Annotated in this window: 10 protein-coding genes; all 10 read left to right on the top strand. The window is 62.1% G+C overall.

Going from position 1 to position 15,813, the window contains the following annotated elements; genetic code table 11:
• The 10 genes from I6L39_RS16710 (at position 1) to I6L39_RS16665 (ending at position 15,762) form a co-directional block, all read left to right on the top strand.
• Complete coding sequence (locus tag I6L39_RS16710; protein ID WP_042076238.1) at positions 1–459, top strand: GAF domain-containing protein; 459 nt, start codon at positions 1–3, stop codon at positions 457–459.
• 102 nt (positions 460–561) lie between these two features.
• Positions 562–1,206 (top strand): RNA chaperone ProQ, encoded by a 645-nt coding sequence (gene proQ, locus I6L39_RS16705; protein WP_042076240.1) that lies wholly within the window; start codon positions 562–564, stop codon positions 1,204–1,206.
• Between the two features lie 8 nt (positions 1,207–1,214).
• On the top strand, positions 1,215–3,230 hold the full coding sequence (gene prc / locus I6L39_RS16700) for a carboxy terminal-processing peptidase (RefSeq protein ID WP_042076241.1): 2,016 nt from the start codon (positions 1,215–1,217) through the stop codon (positions 3,228–3,230).
• 138 nt (positions 3,231–3,368) lie between these two features.
• Entirely contained in the window at positions 3,369–5,990 is a 2,622-nt protein-coding gene (gene pepN, locus I6L39_RS16695) for an aminopeptidase N (RefSeq protein WP_216990282.1), read from the top strand.
• Between the two features lie 72 nt (positions 5,991–6,062).
• Positions 6,063–6,284, top strand: coding sequence for a DUF2835 family protein (locus I6L39_RS16690; RefSeq protein ID WP_042076245.1), 222 nt, complete (start codon positions 6,063–6,065; stop codon positions 6,282–6,284).
• 274 nt (positions 6,285–6,558) lie between these two features.
• Complete coding sequence (locus tag I6L39_RS16685) at positions 6,559–11,400, top strand: NAD-glutamate dehydrogenase (RefSeq protein ID WP_042076247.1); 4,842 nt, start codon at positions 6,559–6,561, stop codon at positions 11,398–11,400.
• 59 nt (positions 11,401–11,459) lie between these two features.
• Positions 11,460–12,470, top strand: a complete 1,011-nt coding sequence (gene pyrD / locus I6L39_RS16680) for a quinone-dependent dihydroorotate dehydrogenase (protein WP_042076248.1) — start codon at positions 11,460–11,462, stop codon at positions 12,468–12,470.
• Between the two features lie 85 nt (positions 12,471–12,555).
• On the top strand, positions 12,556–13,092 hold the full coding sequence (locus I6L39_RS16675; RefSeq protein ID WP_042076249.1) for a cell division protein ZapC: 537 nt from the start codon (positions 12,556–12,558) through the stop codon (positions 13,090–13,092).
• Between the two features lie 274 nt (positions 13,093–13,366).
• Positions 13,367–15,535 (top strand): bifunctional 23S rRNA (guanine(2069)-N(7))-methyltransferase RlmK/23S rRNA (guanine(2445)-N(2))-methyltransferase RlmL, encoded by a 2,169-nt coding sequence (rlmKL, locus tag I6L39_RS16670; RefSeq protein WP_042076251.1) that lies wholly within the window; start codon positions 13,367–13,369, stop codon positions 15,533–15,535.
• Positions 15,535–15,762 (top strand): glutaredoxin family protein, encoded by a 228-nt coding sequence (locus I6L39_RS16665; RefSeq protein WP_216990281.1) that lies wholly within the window; start codon positions 15,535–15,537, stop codon positions 15,760–15,762. The genes rlmKL and I6L39_RS16665 overlap by 1 nt, the downstream gene beginning before the upstream one ends.
• Positions 15,763–15,813 lie beyond the last annotated feature (51 nt).

The following is a 15,813-nucleotide window of genomic DNA, read 5'->3' as shown; positions in this document are numbered from 1 at the left end:
ATGACTGAAAAACAAGCATTTTATCGCACCCTCAACCAGCAGGCCCAGGCATTGCTGGAGGGGGAGCCCGATCTGATCGCCACCCTGGCGAACCTCTCCGCCCTGCTCAACCAGGAGCTGACCGACATCAACTGGGTCGGCTTCTACCTGCTGCAGGGGGAGACCCTGGTGCTGGGGCCCTTCCAGGGCAAGCCCGCCTGCGTGCGCATTCCGGTCGGGCGTGGCGTCTGTGGCACCGCGGTCGCCGAGGGCAGGACCCAACTGGTGGACGACGTGCACCAGTTTGCGGGTCACATCGCCTGTGACGGTGCCAGCAACTCGGAGATCGTGATCCCCCTTCGCCGCGCAGGCGAGATCATCGGGGTGCTGGATATCGATAGCCCAATCTTTAACCGTTTCGACGAGCAGGACCGCATCGGCCTCGAAGAAACGGTGCAAATTTTGGAAAGCATGCTCTAAGTCATTGCTAGATGGTTCGCAAAAGGTCCCAAGCTCTCTATAATGGGGCCTTTGTTGTGTTCGGGGCTGCCCCGTGCGTCTATATGAAAGCCAAGGTTATACATGGAAAACACTGAAAAGCTGAAGAACAGTAAAGAGATCGTCGCCTACCTGGTCGAGAAATTCCCGGCCTGCTTCATCGCCGAAGGAGAGGCCAAGCCGCTCAAGATTGGCATCTTCCAGGATCTGGCTGCGCGTCTTGCCGACGACGAGAGAGTCTCCAAGACCATGCTGCGCTCTGCTCTGCGTCAATACACCTCCAGCTGGCGTTACCTGCATGGCCTCAAGGCTGGCCAGGCCCGTGTCGATCTGGACGGCAACCCGGGTGAACTGCTGACCGAAGAGCACATCGAACACGCCAAGCAGGCCCTCAAGGAGAGCAAGGAGCGTGTCTTTGCCAGCCGCCGCACCAACACCAAAGAGAAGGAAGACAAGCCCAAGCAGCCTCGTCGTCCCGCTCCGCGCAAGGCTGAGGCCGCTGCCAAATCCGGCAAGCCGAAAGTGGCGCCCAAGGCGGCTCCCGTTGCCGACGAAGCCCCTCTGGTCAAGGTGGATGCCGCGACCCTGAAAGTGGAACAGGGTGTGCGCGTCGTGCTCGGCAAGTCTCCCGTGCCTGCCACCATCAAGGAAGTGACCAAGGATGACGTACAGGTTCAATTGCAGACCGGCATGATGTTGCGGGTCAAGTTCGAGCATCTGGTTCTCTAAGGAGACGAATGTTGAAGCATGGCGTGATTCGTTTTTCCCTCGTTGCCTGTAGCCTGGCGCTTGCCGGGCTCGCACAGGCCATCGAGCCGGTGCTCAAGGAAAGTGATTTGCCTGTGTTGGCTCAGGAGAGCCAACATGCTACGGCCAGCAAGCGAATTGCCAATCTGTTTACCCGCTCCCACTACAAACAGTTCAAGCTGGACGATGCCTTTTCCTCCGTGGTCTTCGACAAGTACTTGGAGAATCTGGACTACAGCCGCAACCTGTTTCTGGCCTCTGACATCAGCCGTTTTGAAAAGTACCGTACCGGCTTTGACACCGACCTCGAGAGAGGGCGGCTGGCGCCAGCCTACGAGATGTTCAACCTGAGTCAGCAGCGGCGTTACGAGCGGTTCGAATACGCCCTCAAACTGCTCGACACTCCCTTCGATTTTACCCAGCAGGACGACTACGTCTTCGATCGGGAAGGGGCCCCCTGGCCCAAGGATGAAGCCGAGCTTGACGAGCTGTGGCGCCAGCGGGTCAAGTTCGATGCCCTGAGCCTCAAGCTCAGCGGCAAGGAGTGGCCCGAGATCAAGGAGTTGCTTGGCAAGCGTTACAACAACGCCATCAAGCGGATGTCCCAGACCGAGAGCGAGGACGTGTTCCAGCTCTTCATGAACTCCTTCGCCCGTGCCATCGAGCCGCATACCAGCTACCTGTCGCCGCGCAGCGCCGATCGCTTCAACACCGAGATGAACCTCTCGCTGGAAGGGATCGGGGCCGTGCTGCAGGCGGAAGATGACTTCACCGTCATCCGCTCCCTGGTGCCCGGCGGCCCGGCAGCCAAGTCCAACCACCTGAAGCCCGATGACAAGATCACCGGGGTGGGGCAGGACGATGGCAAGATCGTCGATGTGATCGGCTGGCGTCTGGACGACGTGGTCGAGCTCATCAAGGGCCCGAAAGGCAGCAAGGTGAAGCTGGAGATCCAGCGCGGCAAGGGCGCCAGTGCCAAGACCGAGCTGGTGGAGCTGACCCGCGACAAGGTGCGCCTGGAAGACAGGGCCGCCAAGTCCAAGGTGATCACCGCCGAAGGCAAGAAGATAGGGGTGCTCGAGATCCCGAGCTTCTACGTCAACCTGCACGACGACGTGATCAAGGAGCTCTCCAGCCTCAACAAGCAGAAGATCGACGGTCTCATCGTGGATCTGCGCGGCAATGGCGGCGGTGCCCTGACGGAAGCCTCGGCCCTGAGCGGTCTCTTCTTCACGAGCGGTCCCGTGGTACAGATCCGTGATCACATGGGTCGCATCACCGTCAACGGCGACGACGACGGCAACGTCTATTACGGCGGCCCCATGTCGGTGATGATCGACCGCTACAGCGCCTCGGCCTCCGAGATCTTCGCCGCCGCCATGCAGGACTACGGCCGCGCCCTGATCCTCGGCGAGAACTCGTTCGGCAAGGGCACGGTGCAGCAGCATCGCAGCCTGGCCAAGGTCTACGACTTCTACGAGCAGCCGCTCGGTCACGTGCAGTACACCATCGCCAAGTTCTACCGCATCGACGGCGGCAGTACCCAGAACAAGGGGGTGGCACCGGACATCGCCTTCCCCACGGCGGTGGCACCGGACGAGACGGGGGAGAGCCGCGAGTTCAACGCCCTGCCCTGGGACAAGATCGCCTCGGCCAGCTACGAGCGGTTGGGTGACTTCTCCCGCCTGCTGCCCAGGTTGAAGACGGCCCACGAGGCGCGGATTGCCAAGGATCCCGAGTTCGCCTACGTCCTGCAGGACATCAAGGAGTATCAGGTGGACAAGGACAAGAAGTCGGTCTCCCTGAATGAAGCCGTGCGGCTGGACGAGCAGGCCACGCAGGACGAGAAGGCGCTGGTGCGAGCCAACGAGCGACTGGCCCGTCTTGGCAAGCCGGCGGTGAAGAGCCTGGATGAGCTGCCCACCGACTTCGAGGCGCCCGACGAGTATCAGGTCGAAGCGGCGAACATCACCGCGGATCTGGCGACCCTCAGCAAGCAGGGCTGATCCTCGGCAGCGGTATCCGCAGTCTACAAGGGCGACGTTGGTCGCCCTTTCTTTTGCCTGAATGCAAACTATTTGACCCTGCCGATCCGTTGTGACAGCCTCTGACACGTCGATAACAAAGCGTGGAAGCACACAATAATGACCGATCACTCCCAGGCCATGACGGCCAAATACCGCCAGGACTACCGGGCGCCCCTCTACTGGTGCGACAGCATCGATCTCGATTTCCAGTTGGAGGAGCCCCTGACCCGGGTCACCGCCATCTCCCGACTGCGTCGCAGCGGCGATCACAACGAGCCCCTGGTGCTGGACGGCGAGGGACTCACCCTCGTCAGCGTCAGCGTGGACGGCGTGCCCTATCAGCAATACGAGCAGGGAGAGGGCAGTCTGACCCTGTTCAACCTGCCGGCCGAGTGCGTGCTGACCCTGGTCACCGACATCGATCCCGCCGCCAACACGGCGCTGGAGGGGCTCTACAAGTCCGGCGACGCCTACTGCACCCAGTGCGAGGCGGAGGGCTTTCGTCGCATCACCTATTACATGGACAGGCCGGACATCCTGGCCCGTTACAGCACCCGCATCAGCGCCGACAAGGCCAAGTACCCCTATCTGCTCTCCAACGGCAACAAGGTGGCGAGCGGCGATCTGGAGGGTGGCCGCCACTTCGTGCAGTGGCAGGATCCCTTCCCCAAGCCCAGCTACCTGTTTGCCCTGGTGGCCGGTGACTTCGACGTGGAGCGCAACCATTACGTCACCCGGAGCGGTCGCAAGGTGGCCCTCGAGATCTTCGTGGACAAGGGCAACCTGGACCGCGCCGGTTTCGCCATGGAGAGCCTCATCAAGTCCATGCGCTGGGACGAGCAGCGCTTCGGCCTCGAGTATGACCTCGACATCTACATGATCGTGGCGGTGGACTTCTTCAACATGGGCGCCATGGAGAACAAGGGGCTCAACATCTTCAACTCCAAGTTCGTGCTGGCCAACCCGGCCACCGCCACCGACGCCGACTACCACGGCATCGAGCGGGTCATCGCCCACGAATACTTCCACAACTGGACCGGCAACCGTGTCACCTGTCGCGACTGGTTCCAGCTCAGCCTGAAAGAGGGGCTGACGGTGTTCCGGGATCAGGAGTTCTCCTCCGATCTGGGTTCCCGCGGCGTCAACCGCATCAACAACGTGCGCACCGTGCGCGGCCCGCAGTTTGCCGAAGACGCGGGCCCCATGGCGCACCCCATCCGCCCGGATGTGGTGATCGAGATGAACAACTTCTACACCCTGACCGTCTACGAGAAGGGCTCGGAAGTGATCCGCATGCTGCACACCCTGCTGGGCGAGGCCGCCTTCCAGGCAGGGATGAAGCTCTATTTCGAGCGTCACGACGGCTCGGCCGCCACCTGCGACGACTTCGTGCAGGCGATGGAAGACGCCTCCGGGGTGGATCTCGGCCGCTTCCGCCGCTGGTACAGCCAGTCCGGCACCCCTGAGCTGACCGTGACCGACGAGTACGATGCCGCCAGCGGCGTCTACCGCCTCCATGTGCGTCAGCACACCCCGCCGACCCAGGATCAGCCGCAAAAGCTGCCGCTGCACATTCCCCTCGATATCGAGCTGTACGATGAGCAAGGGGCCGTGATCCCGCTGCAGTATCAGGGCAAGGCCATCGGCAATGTACTGAACGTGCTGGAAGAAGAGCAGACCTTCGTGTTCGATCGGGTACCGGTCAAGCCGGTGCCCTCATTGCTGCGGGACTTCTCGGCGCCGGTCAAGCTGCACTTTGATTACAGCGACGAGGCGCTCGCCTTCCTGATGCGCCATGCCCGCAACGAGTTTGCCCGCTGGGACGCGGCCCAGATGCTGGTCAACAAGGCGGTGATCGCCGGGGGGGCCCGGGTGCAGCAGGGGCAGGAGGTGCAACTCTCCGGGGCGCTGCTCGGTGCCTTCGTCGCCATCTTCGACGACGCCGCGCTGGACCCGGCCCTCAAGGCGGAGATCCTGGCGCTGCCGGGGGAGGCGACCCTGGCCGAGCTGTTCGAGGTGGCGGACATAGACGCCATCCATCGGGTGCGCAATGCCATCCATGACCAACTGGCCGAGGCCTTCGGTGCCCGGCTGGCCAGCACCTATGAGGGGCAGCGCCTGACGGGCTATCGGGTGACCCATGCCGACACCGCCAGGCGTGCCCTCAAGGCCGTGGTGCTCGGCTATCTGGCGGCCCTGGATCCAGAGCAGGCCGATGCTCTGGTGCGCGAGCAGTACCAGGGGGCCGACAATATGACCGACACCCTGGCGGCCTTGCAGGTGGCCAACGCTCATCTGCTGCCGTGTCGCGCCGCACTGATGGCCGACTTCGAGAGCAAGTGGGCCCACGACGGCCTGGTGCTGGACAACTGGCTGCGTCTGGTGGGCAGCAAGCCCGCCGCCGATGTGCTCGGCGACGTGAAGCAGGCGATGGCGCACCCCACCTTCAGCATCCGCAACCCGAACCGGCTGCGGGCGCTCGTCGGCAGTTTCGCCACGAACCAGGTACAGTTCCACGCCGTGGACGGCAGCGGCTACCGCTTCCTGACCGATCTCCTGATCGAGCTCAACGAGGTCAATCCCCAGGTGGCGTCCCGCCTCATCACCCCGCTCATCCAGTTCAAGCGGCTCGACGAGGGGCGCAAGGCGCTTGTCCGCGCCGAGCTGACTCGCCTGGCGAACCTGGACGGGCTGGCACGGGATCTGTTCGAGAAGGTGAGCAAGGCGCTGGCGCAGTAAGCCCATCGGCAGCGGGCAGGGGAGCCAGGCTCTCCTGCCCGTTTTTCATGACTATTCCCGGGAGGAGGGAAAATGCGGCAATACACCTTTCGGCTGGCCCTCGGGCGCGACGAGATCATGCTGATGTACCAGGGGCACGTCAGGCGGCTGGTGGTGCGCACCGAGCAGGGGCTGACCCTGGAGCTGGGGTTGGAGAAGCTGCGCGGCTTCGTGTCGGACAGCGGTGTATACGGCTACTTTCGGCTGAAAACCCAGGACGATCATCGCTTCATTTCTCTGGAACGCATAAATTAACAAAAGTTGAACATTATTCCGGGTAAATATCTGCTTTAAGTCACTATCTATCCGGTAAATTCCTCAGCATCCAGTGTGATTTTCTAAAATTTGCCAACTTGGCAAAATTTATCACAACCCAAGCCGTGATCTGCCCCTTGTTTTTAACATCTCGTTATCACCTTTGCTCGCCTTCCTCGATCCAAGCCATTACACTTCGCTGCAACTCTGTACCGGTGGGCATCCTGGGTGGATGTCGCCGTGTCTGTGATGTCGTCCGATAAGGAAACTAGCAATGGCATTGAAAGACGCCCCTACCTCAGTTCTGCTCGAAAACGTTCTCAGCCTGGTCCATCAGAAATTGCCCAAAAACAGCGCTTCCCTGGTCGAATGCTTCGTCGCCAAGTTCTACGGCAACATGGCGAGCACCGATCTGCACGATCGCAATGACAGCGATCTCTATGGCGCCGCCCTCAGCCTGTGGAATGCGCTCAACCTGCGCACCGGCACCGATCCCTACATCCGGGTCTACAACCCCGAGCTGACTCGCCACGGATGGCAGTCTCCCCATACCATCGTCGAGATCATCCTGCAGGATTCCCCCTTCCTGGTTGACTCCATCCGCATGGCCCTCAAGCGTCGCGGCATCACGGCGCACATGATGCTGCACCAGCCGCTGCACCTGATCCGCAGCGAGGGGGGCAAGATTGGCGCCATCCTGGATCTGGACAACACGGCGTCCCAGACCTCGGTGGAGACCGCCTTCCTCATCGAGATCGATCACCTGACCGAGGAGGAGGAGATGGAGGCCCTGACCGCCGAGCTCAACTCGGTGGCACGGGAAGTGGCCCTGGCGGTGGGGGACTGGCAGCCCATGCTGGCGCGCCTGAACGAGATCATCGAGGAGCTGCCCAAGCGCAAGCACCCGGTCAGCCAGGCCGAGGTGGACTCCTGCGTCGCCTTCCTCAAATGGGTCGCCGCCCACAACTTCACCCTGATGGGATATCGTCGCTACGACGTCAAGGCGGTGGAGGGGGATCACGAGATCCTGCCCCGGCCCGAGTCCAGCCTGGGCCTGATGAAGAACTCCATCAAGGACGAGGGGCAGCGCCTGGGCACCATGCCGGCCAGCGCCCGCCACGCGGCCCTGAGCTCCTCCTTGCTGATCCTCACCAAGTCCAACAGCAAGTCCAGGGTGCACCGCCCGGCCTACGTGGACTACATCGGCATCAAGCGTTTCGACGAGCACGGCAAGGTGGTGGGGGAGGATCGCTTCATCGGTCTGTATGCCTCCTCTATCTACAACACCAGTGCCACCCAGATCCCCCTCATCAGTCACCGCCTCGAGCGCATCATGGCCGCCTCCGGCTTTGAAACGGGCTCCCACGCCTACAAGGCGCTGCTGAACGTGCTGGAAACCTACCCGCGCGACGAGCTGATCCAGGCCCGGGAAGAGGAGCTGCTGGCCACCGGTCTCGGGGTGCTGGAGATGCAGGAGCGCGACATGCTGCGCCTGTTCGTGCGCCGGGATGTCTACGGCCGTTTCTTCTCCTGCATGGTCTACGTCACCAAGGAGCGCTACAACACGGCGCTGCGCATCAAGACCCAACAGATACTGCAGAAATATTTCGGCAGCAGCGAGGAGGTGGAGTTCAACGTCTACTTCACCGAGGGCGTGCTGGCACGGACCCACTACATAGTGCGGGTCAACAACAACAACGTGGATGTGGATGTGAACGAAGTACAGAACAACCTGATCGAAGCCGCCCGCAGCTGGGATGACCGCCTGGACTCCGTGCTGCTCTCCCACTATGGCGAGGCCCGCGGCAACGAGCTGCGCCGTCGCTTCAGCACCGCCTTCCCCCGCGCCTACAAGGAAGACGTGCTGCCGGGCTCCGCCGTCGCCGACATCATGGCCCTCGACGGCCTGAGCGAGGCCGAGCCGCTGGGCATGTTGTTCTATCGCGCCCAGGAGGAGGAGAACGATCGCCGGGTACGCCTCAAGCTGTTCCACCGCGCCGAACCCATCCATCTCTCCGACGTCCTGCCCATGCTGGAAAACATGGGGCTGCGAGTCATCGGCGAGACCCCGTACCAGGTGCGCACCCCTACCGGCGAGGTGTTCTGGATCCTGGACTTCTCCATGCTGCTGCGCGGCGATCAACCGTTCGATCTGGAGCAGAGTCAGCAGCGCTTCCAGCAGGCCTTCGCCGCCATCTGGAACAAGCAACTGGAAGATGACGGCTTCAACCGTCTGGTGCTGGGGGCCGGTCTCAGCGGCCGCCAGGTCTCGGTGCTGCGTGCCTATGCCAAATACATGCGCCAGACCGGTGTCTCCTTCAGCCAGTCCTACATCGAGGAGACCCTGACCCGTTATCCGGATATCGCCGAGCTGCTGTTCACCCTGTTCGAGCAGCGCCTGGACCCTGCCGGCAAGCAGGACGCCAAGGTACAGGCCAAGCTGCACGAGCAGCTCGCCGCCAAGCTCGATCAGGTGGCGAACCTGGACGACGATCGCATCATCCGCCGTTATGTGGAGATGATCGACGCCACCCTGCGCACCAACTACTACCAGCTGGACAAGGAGGGCAAGATCAAGCCCTACATCTCCTTCAAGCTGGCGCCTTCCAGCATCACCGACATGCCGCTGCCGCTGCCGAAGTTCGAGATCTTCGTCTATTCCCCGCGGGTGGAAGGGGTGCACCTGCGCTGGGGCAAGGTGGCCCGTGGCGGCCTGCGCTGGTCCGATCGCAAGGAGGACTTCCGTACCGAGGTGCTGGGTCTGGTGAAGGCGCAGCAGGTGAAGAACACCGTCATCGTGCCGGTCGGCGCCAAGGGCGGCTTCTACTGCAAGCAGATGCCGGCGGGCGCACCCCGTGCCGTCATCCAGGAAGAGGGCAAGGCCTGCTACCGCCTGTTCATCCGCGGCCTGCTCGATGTGACCGACAACATCATCGGCGGCGAGGTGATCCCGCCGAAATCCGTGGTGCGTCACGACGAGGATGACTACTACCTGGTGGTGGCCGCCGACAAGGGCACCGCCACCTTCTCCGACATCGCCAACGAAATCAGCCTGGAATACGGCCACTGGCTCGGCGATGCGTTCGCCTCCGGCGGCTCGGTCGGCTACGACCACAAGAAGATGGGCATCACCGCACGCGGTGCATGGGAGTCGGTCAAGCGTCACTTCCGCGAGATCGGCGTCAACTGCCAGACCACGGACTTCACCTGCGTCGGCATCGGCGACATGGCGGGGGACGTGTTCGGCAACGGCATGCTGCTCTCCGAGCACACCCGGCTGGTGGGCGCCTTCAACCACATGCACATCTTTGTCGACCCGACCCCGGATGCGGCCAGAAGCTTCGTCGAGCGCCAGCGCCTGTTCGAACTGCCGGGCTCGAGCTGGGATGACTACAACCGTGAGCTGATATCGCAAGGGGGCGGCATCTTCCTGCGCTCCGCCAAGTCCATCAAGCTGAGTCCCGAGATGCAGACCCTGCTCGGCACCGACAAGGCCAGCATGGCCCCGAACGAGCTGATCAAGGCCCTGCTCTGCCTCAACGTGGACCTGCTGTGGAACGGCGGCATCGGCACCTATGTGAAGAGCGCTCGCGAGAGCGATGCAGATGTCGGGGATCGCAGCAACGACGTGCTGCGGGTCAACGGCCGCGATCTGCGTGCCCGCATCGTGGGCGAGGGGGGCAACCTCGGCTTCACCCAGCTTGGCCGGGTGGAGTACGCGAGCCAGGGTGGCCGCATCAACACCGACTTCACCGACAACGTGGGCGGGGTGGACTGCTCCGACAACGAGGTGAACATCAAGATCCTGCTCAACCAATTGGTGGCAGCCGGCGATCTGACCCTCAAGCAGCGCAACCAGATGCTCTACGAGATGACGGATGCGGTGGCGCAAGTCGTCATCACCAACGCCTACCGCCAGTCCCAGTCCATCTCGGTCACCGCCTTCCGTGGCGCCGAGCAGCTCAAGGAGCAGCAGCGCTTCATCCAGGGGCTGGAGCGCGAAGGCAAGCTGGACCGCGCCCTCGAGTTCCTGCCCTCCGACGAGGAGCTCTCCGAGCGGATGGCGGCGGGGCAGGGGCTGACCCGGCCCGAGCTGGCCGTGCTGGTGGCCTACGGCAAGATGGTGCTCAAGGAGCAGCTCAACTGCCCGGAAGTGACCGAGGAGCCCTTCCTCGCCAACATGCTGGTCACCAGCTTCCCGGCCCAGCTGCAGCAGCAGTTTGGGGCGGCACTGGCCCAGCATCCGCTGCGGGGCGAGATCATCGCGACCCGGGTGGCCAACATGCTGGTCAACGACATGGGGCTCAACTTCGCCAGCCGTATGAAGGACGAGACCGGTGCCTCGGTAGCGGAAGTGGCCTGCTGCTTCGCCATGGCCCGGGAGGTGTTTGGCCTCGGCACCCTGTGGCGCGACATCGAAGCCTGTGACAACCTGGTAGACGCCAACACCCAGCTCGAGCTGATGTTCTACAGCCGTCGCATCGTGCGCCGTGCCACCCGCTGGTTCCTGCGTGCCCGCAACCGCAGCTGGAGCATCGGCGAAAACATCGCCTTCTTCCGTCCGGCCTTCGAGACCCTGGGGGAGCACCTCTACGAGGTGATGGACGAGAGCGAAGTGGCCGAGCACAGACAGGCGGTCGCCGCCCTGATGGCCAAGCAGGTGCCGGAGGCCATCGCCCGTCAGGTGGCGCACATGAGCAGTCTCTTCTCCTGCCTGGATCTGGCGCAGATCGCCGCGGAGCACAAGACCGACATCCTGCGCGCCGCCAACGTCTACTACCGTCTCGGTGCCAAGCTGGATCTGCACTGGTTCCTCGAGCAAATCAACCACCAGCCGGTGGGCAACCACTGGCAGGCGATGGCGCGGGCCTCCTTCCGCGAGGATCTGGACTGGCAGCAGCGCAGCCTCACTTCCGTGGTACTGGAAGGGTGCAAAGAGCAGGGGGAATGCGCTACCATACTGGCCGACTGGATTTCGGAGCATGAGCAGCTCTTGTCCCGTTGGACCCACATGTTGGCCGACTTCAAGACCACCAGCACCCACGAGTTCGCCAAGTTCTCCGTGGCCTTGCGAGAGTTGAACCTGCTCCAGTTGAATTGCCGAACTTCGATATAACGTTTATTGGCATCATCAAAGCCCCGGCCAGTCGCCGGGGCTTTTTTTAAGGAGCAAGCATGCTGTACCCCCTCGCCAGGCATTTCCTGTTCAAGCTCAATCCGGAACAGGCCCACGATCTCTCCATCAAATATTTGCCCCGCCTTCTCGGTACACCGCTCGATTGTTTCTTCCGCCATTCACTGCCCCAACGCCCCGTCACCTGCATGGGGCTTAATTTTGCCAATCCGGTCGGTCTGGCGGCCGGGCTGGACAAGGATGGCGAGTGCATCGATGCCTTTGGGGCCATGGGATTTGGCTTTATTGAAGTCGGTACCGTGACCCCCAGACCCCAGAGCGGCAATGATAAGCCGCGCCTGTTCCGGGTTATTCCAGCAGAGGGGATCATCAACCGGATGGGATTCAACAACAAGGGGGTCGATCATCTGGTCGCCCGGGTACGGGAAGCCAAATATCAGGGCGTCATCGGCATCAATATCGGTAAGAACAAGGATACGCCCATCGAGCAGGGCAAGGACGATTACCTGATCTGCATGGACAAGGTGTATGACCATGCCGGTTATATTGCGGTCAATATCTCCTCGCCAAACACCCCGGGTCTGCGTCAATTGCAATACGGCGATGCATTGGATGAATTGCTGGCCGCATTGAAACAGCGCCAACAGGAGCTGGCGGAAAAATATAAAAAGTATGTGCCGCTGGCCGTTAAAATTGCCCCCGACTTGAGCCAGGATGAAATTAACCAGGTGGCGGCCTCCCTGATCAAAAACGGCATCGATGGGGTCATCGCCACCAATACCACCCTCGAGCGCGACATGATTTATGACATGCCCCATGCCGGTGAAGCGGGGGGACTCAGCGGCCGTCCGCTCCAGCACAAGAGCACCGAAGTGATCCGTCAGCTGGCCAAGGCCCTCGATGGTGCACTGCCCATCATAGGGGTAGGGGGCATCGACAGCGCCATGGCGGCCCGGGAGAAACTGGCGGCGGGTGCCACCCTGGTCCAGATTTACAGCGGCTTTATTTATAAGGGGCCGAGCCTGGTGAAAGAGATCGTCACCAATATATAAAAAATAACCGGCGGCCCTTATTTAACGTTGCTCAAATTCTCGACATGGAATAAAGTCGAGGGACGGCTTAGATAAGGGCTCCACCATGTGCATCCAACCCAATGATAATTGGCAGTGGCATTATGACGCTCAGGATGATCGTCTGATGCTGGATTTATCCGATCGCATGATATTTGCCACCGAATATAAAGGTCGGCAACTCGTCCCCAGCTCCTTCACCACCCAGCCTTTTTGCGTGGACGATGCCGCCCTCTATTACCAGTTGATGGACAAAGCCGCCGAACTCGATTGGAGTGTGCCCCATCAGGTTCAGCTGGTACTCAATGCCATCGCCGTCAGCCGCTTTTATAAACCCTTGATGCCACAAAGCTGGTTCTTTCATGAACAGCAGACTCACTTTATTCCGGATATGGGCGCCCTGGTGTGGATGGAGACTCCCCATGGCCGGGGGGAATTCATGGTCATCGAAGCCGGCGAGCAGGCCAGCGTCTGTCTGAATCTGACCGAGGAACTGGTGCTGACCACCAGCAAGACGCTGCCACGGTTTGCCGTGATCAAGGTGATGAATAACCGGATGCAATCCAGAGTCCGGGTGCAGGCACAATATCGCCACGTCAGCTGACCTCGAATATTGCGAGCGTAGCAGGTTGAAATATGAGCAGGCCTGCAGCCATCCTGTCCCGTTATTTGCCGCCGTACTGCCAATCTGTGTGATTTTTGCCCCCGGCGGGCAAGACCTTCGATATCGTTCCCTTGAAATAGGGAGGCATCGCCCGTTCATTCCGGAGATCCTGCTGCCTGCGAGGGGAGGAGGGCGACCTCATGCCGTACCCGGCGCCGTTAATATTCGTGTGATGCCCAAGGTTCGGGTGCCGAGCGCGGGCCGATAAGGTATAATGCGGCACTATTTTTATGGCATCCCCGTGAGCGTGATGAAAGAATTTTTTGCAACCTGCCCCAAGGGGCTGGAAAACCTGCTGGCCGTCGAGCTGACCAATCTGGGCGCGGAGCAGGTCCGTGAGACCGTGGCCGGCGTCCACTTCAAGGGCGAACTGGCCATCGGCTACAAGGCCTGCCTGTGGAGCCGCTTCGCCTCCCGCATCGTGCTGGTGCTCTCCGAATTCCAGATGAACGACGATCTGGATCTCTATCTGGGAGCCCACACCATCCCCTGGGAAGAGCACTTCTCCGGCACCGCCACCATAGCGGTGGACTTTACCGGGACCAATGCTTCCATCCGCAATACCCAGTACGGGGCGCTCAAGATCAAGGATGCCATCGTCGATCGCTTCACCAAGCGCGGCCACGTGCGCCCGGACGTGGACAAGAAGTCCCCGGACATCCGCATCATGGCGCATCTGGGCAAGGGCAAGGCCAACATCACGCTGGACCTGTCCGGTCCCGCCTTGCATCAGCGCTTCTATCGCCAGGGCACCGGTGAGGCGCCCCTCAAGGAGAACCTGGCCGCGGCCATGATCGCCCGCAGCGGCTGGGCCGGCGAGCCCATGATGGACCCCATGTGCGGTTCCGGTACCCTGCTGATTGAAGCGGCCTTTATCGCCGCCGACATGGCGCCGGCCCTGCGCCGCGAGCGCTTCGGCTTCGATCGCTGGCTACAGCACGATGGCGAATTGTGGCAGAGCCTGCTGATGGAGGCCCAGGTGCGTGCCAAGCGCGGCATGCAGCGCTGCGAAGTGAAGCTGTTCGGCTGTGATGCGGACTCCCGCGTGCTGGCGAAGGCCCGTGACAATGCGAAAGCCGCCGGCGTGGCCCACCTCGTCACCTTCAAGCAGGCCGACGTCACCGCCCTGGAGAACCCGCTGCCCATGCCGGCCGAAGGGGAGGCGCGCCAAGTGGGCATGCTCATCTCCAACCCGCCCTATGGCGAGCGTCTTGGGGAGTTTCCGGCGCTGCTGGAAGTGCACCAGGCGCTCGGCGATGCCCTGCGCCGCAGCTTCCAGGGCTGGCGAGTCACCATCCTCTCCGCCTCGCCCGAGCTGCTGAGCTGCCTGCGCCTGCGCGCCGACAAGCAGTACCGCCTGTTCAACGGGGCGCTCGAGTGCCAGCTGCGCAACTACCAGATCGCGCTGGACTCCGTTGCCTCCCAGAAAGAGGTGGCCCAGGACTTCGCGAACCGCCTGCGAAAGAACCTCAAGGCCCTGGAGAAGTGGGCCAGCAAGGAAAACCTCGACTGCTATCGCCTCTATGACGCGGACTTGCCGGAATACAACGCCGCCATCGACCGCTACCGGGATTATCTGGTGGTGCAGGAGTATGCCGCGCCCAAGGACATTCCCGCCCAGAAGACCCGTCAGCGTCTGCTCGACATGGTGCAGGCCGCCATCAAGGTGACCGGCATGGACGGCGAGAAGGTGATCCTGAAGGTGCGCGAGCGTCAGGAGGGCAAGCAGCAGTACCAGAAGCTCTCCGAAGAGCAGCACCGGATGGAGGTGCAGGAGTACGGGGCGCGGCTGTGGGTCAACCTCTACGACTACCTGGACACCGGCCTCTTCCTCGATCACCGTCAGACCCGCCGCATGCTGGGCCAGATGGCCAGGGGCAAGCGCTTCCTGAACCTGTTCGCCTACACCGGCAGCGCCACGGTGCACGCGGGGCTGGGCGGCGCCCGCGAGACCACCACGGTGGACATGTCCCGCACCTATCTCAACTGGGCGCAGGACAACATGCGCCTGAACTCGCTGGTGGGCCGTGAGCACAAGTTCGTCCAGGCGGACTGCCTGAAGTGGCTCTCCGAGGCGGATGAGCAGTACGACCTCATCTTCATCGATCCGCCCACCTTCTCCAACTCCAAGCGGATGGACGAGAGCTTCGACGTGCAGCGGGATCACCTGCTGCTGATGCAGCACCTCAAACGCCTGCTGGCGGCGGACGGCACCCTGGTCTTCTCCAACAACAAGCGCCACTTCAAGATGGACCTGGCCGGACTCGAGGCCATCGGCCTCAAGGCCCAGAACATCACCGGCAAGACCCGGCCGAAGGATTTCGAGCGCAACCAGCATATCCACAACTGCTGGATCATCACCCACGCCGAGGCGCAGGGCTGATGCTGACCCTGTTTCACACCGACGGCTGCCACCTGTGCGAGCAGGCCTGGGCGCTGGTGGAGCAGGCCGGGCTGGCGGAGCTGACCCGCCGCTGCGACATCCTGGACGATGACGCCTGGCTCGCGGCCTACCGGGTGCGGATCCCGGTGCTCTGCGATGAGGCCGGCCGCGAACTGGGCTGGCCCTTCACCCTGGCGGAGCTCCAGGCGTGGCAGGCCCAGGGGTGATACCGATTTGACGATGAAACGGGGGCAGATCCAGTCTGCCGCCCGTTTTTT

The sequence above is a fragment of the Aeromonas sp. FDAARGOS 1409 genome (genome assembly GCF_019048705.1).
GTDB lineage: Bacteria > Pseudomonadota > Gammaproteobacteria > Enterobacterales > Aeromonadaceae > Aeromonas > Aeromonas sanarellii.
The sequence above is the reverse complement of the archived record's forward strand: the minus strand, read 5'-3'. Positions and strand labels throughout refer to the sequence as shown.

Coding starts and splice junctions, on each gene's coding strand:
- I6L39_RS16685 (WP_042076247.1), top strand. CDS start 6,559: ATGGCATTGAAAGACGCCCCTACCTCAGTTCTGCTCGAAAACGTTCTC.
- I6L39_RS16710 (WP_042076238.1), top strand. CDS start 1: ATGACTGAAAAACAAGCATTTTATCGCACCCTCAACCAGCAGGCCCAG.
- pyrD (WP_042076248.1), top strand. CDS start 11,460: ATGCTGTACCCCCTCGCCAGGCATTTCCTGTTCAAGCTCAATCCGGAA.
- I6L39_RS16690 (WP_042076245.1), top strand. CDS start 6,063: ATGCGGCAATACACCTTTCGGCTGGCCCTCGGGCGCGACGAGATCATG.
- pepN (WP_216990282.1), top strand. CDS start 3,369: ATGACCGATCACTCCCAGGCCATGACGGCCAAATACCGCCAGGACTAC.
- I6L39_RS16675 (WP_042076249.1), top strand. CDS start 12,556: ATGTGCATCCAACCCAATGATAATTGGCAGTGGCATTATGACGCTCAG.
- rlmKL (WP_042076251.1), top strand. CDS start 13,367: ATGCGGCACTATTTTTATGGCATCCCCGTGAGCGTGATGAAAGAATTT.
- prc (WP_042076241.1), top strand. CDS start 1,215: ATGTTGAAGCATGGCGTGATTCGTTTTTCCCTCGTTGCCTGTAGCCTG.
- proQ (WP_042076240.1), top strand. CDS start 562: ATGGAAAACACTGAAAAGCTGAAGAACAGTAAAGAGATCGTCGCCTAC.
- I6L39_RS16665 (WP_216990281.1), top strand. CDS start 15,535: ATGCTGACCCTGTTTCACACCGACGGCTGCCACCTGTGCGAGCAGGCC.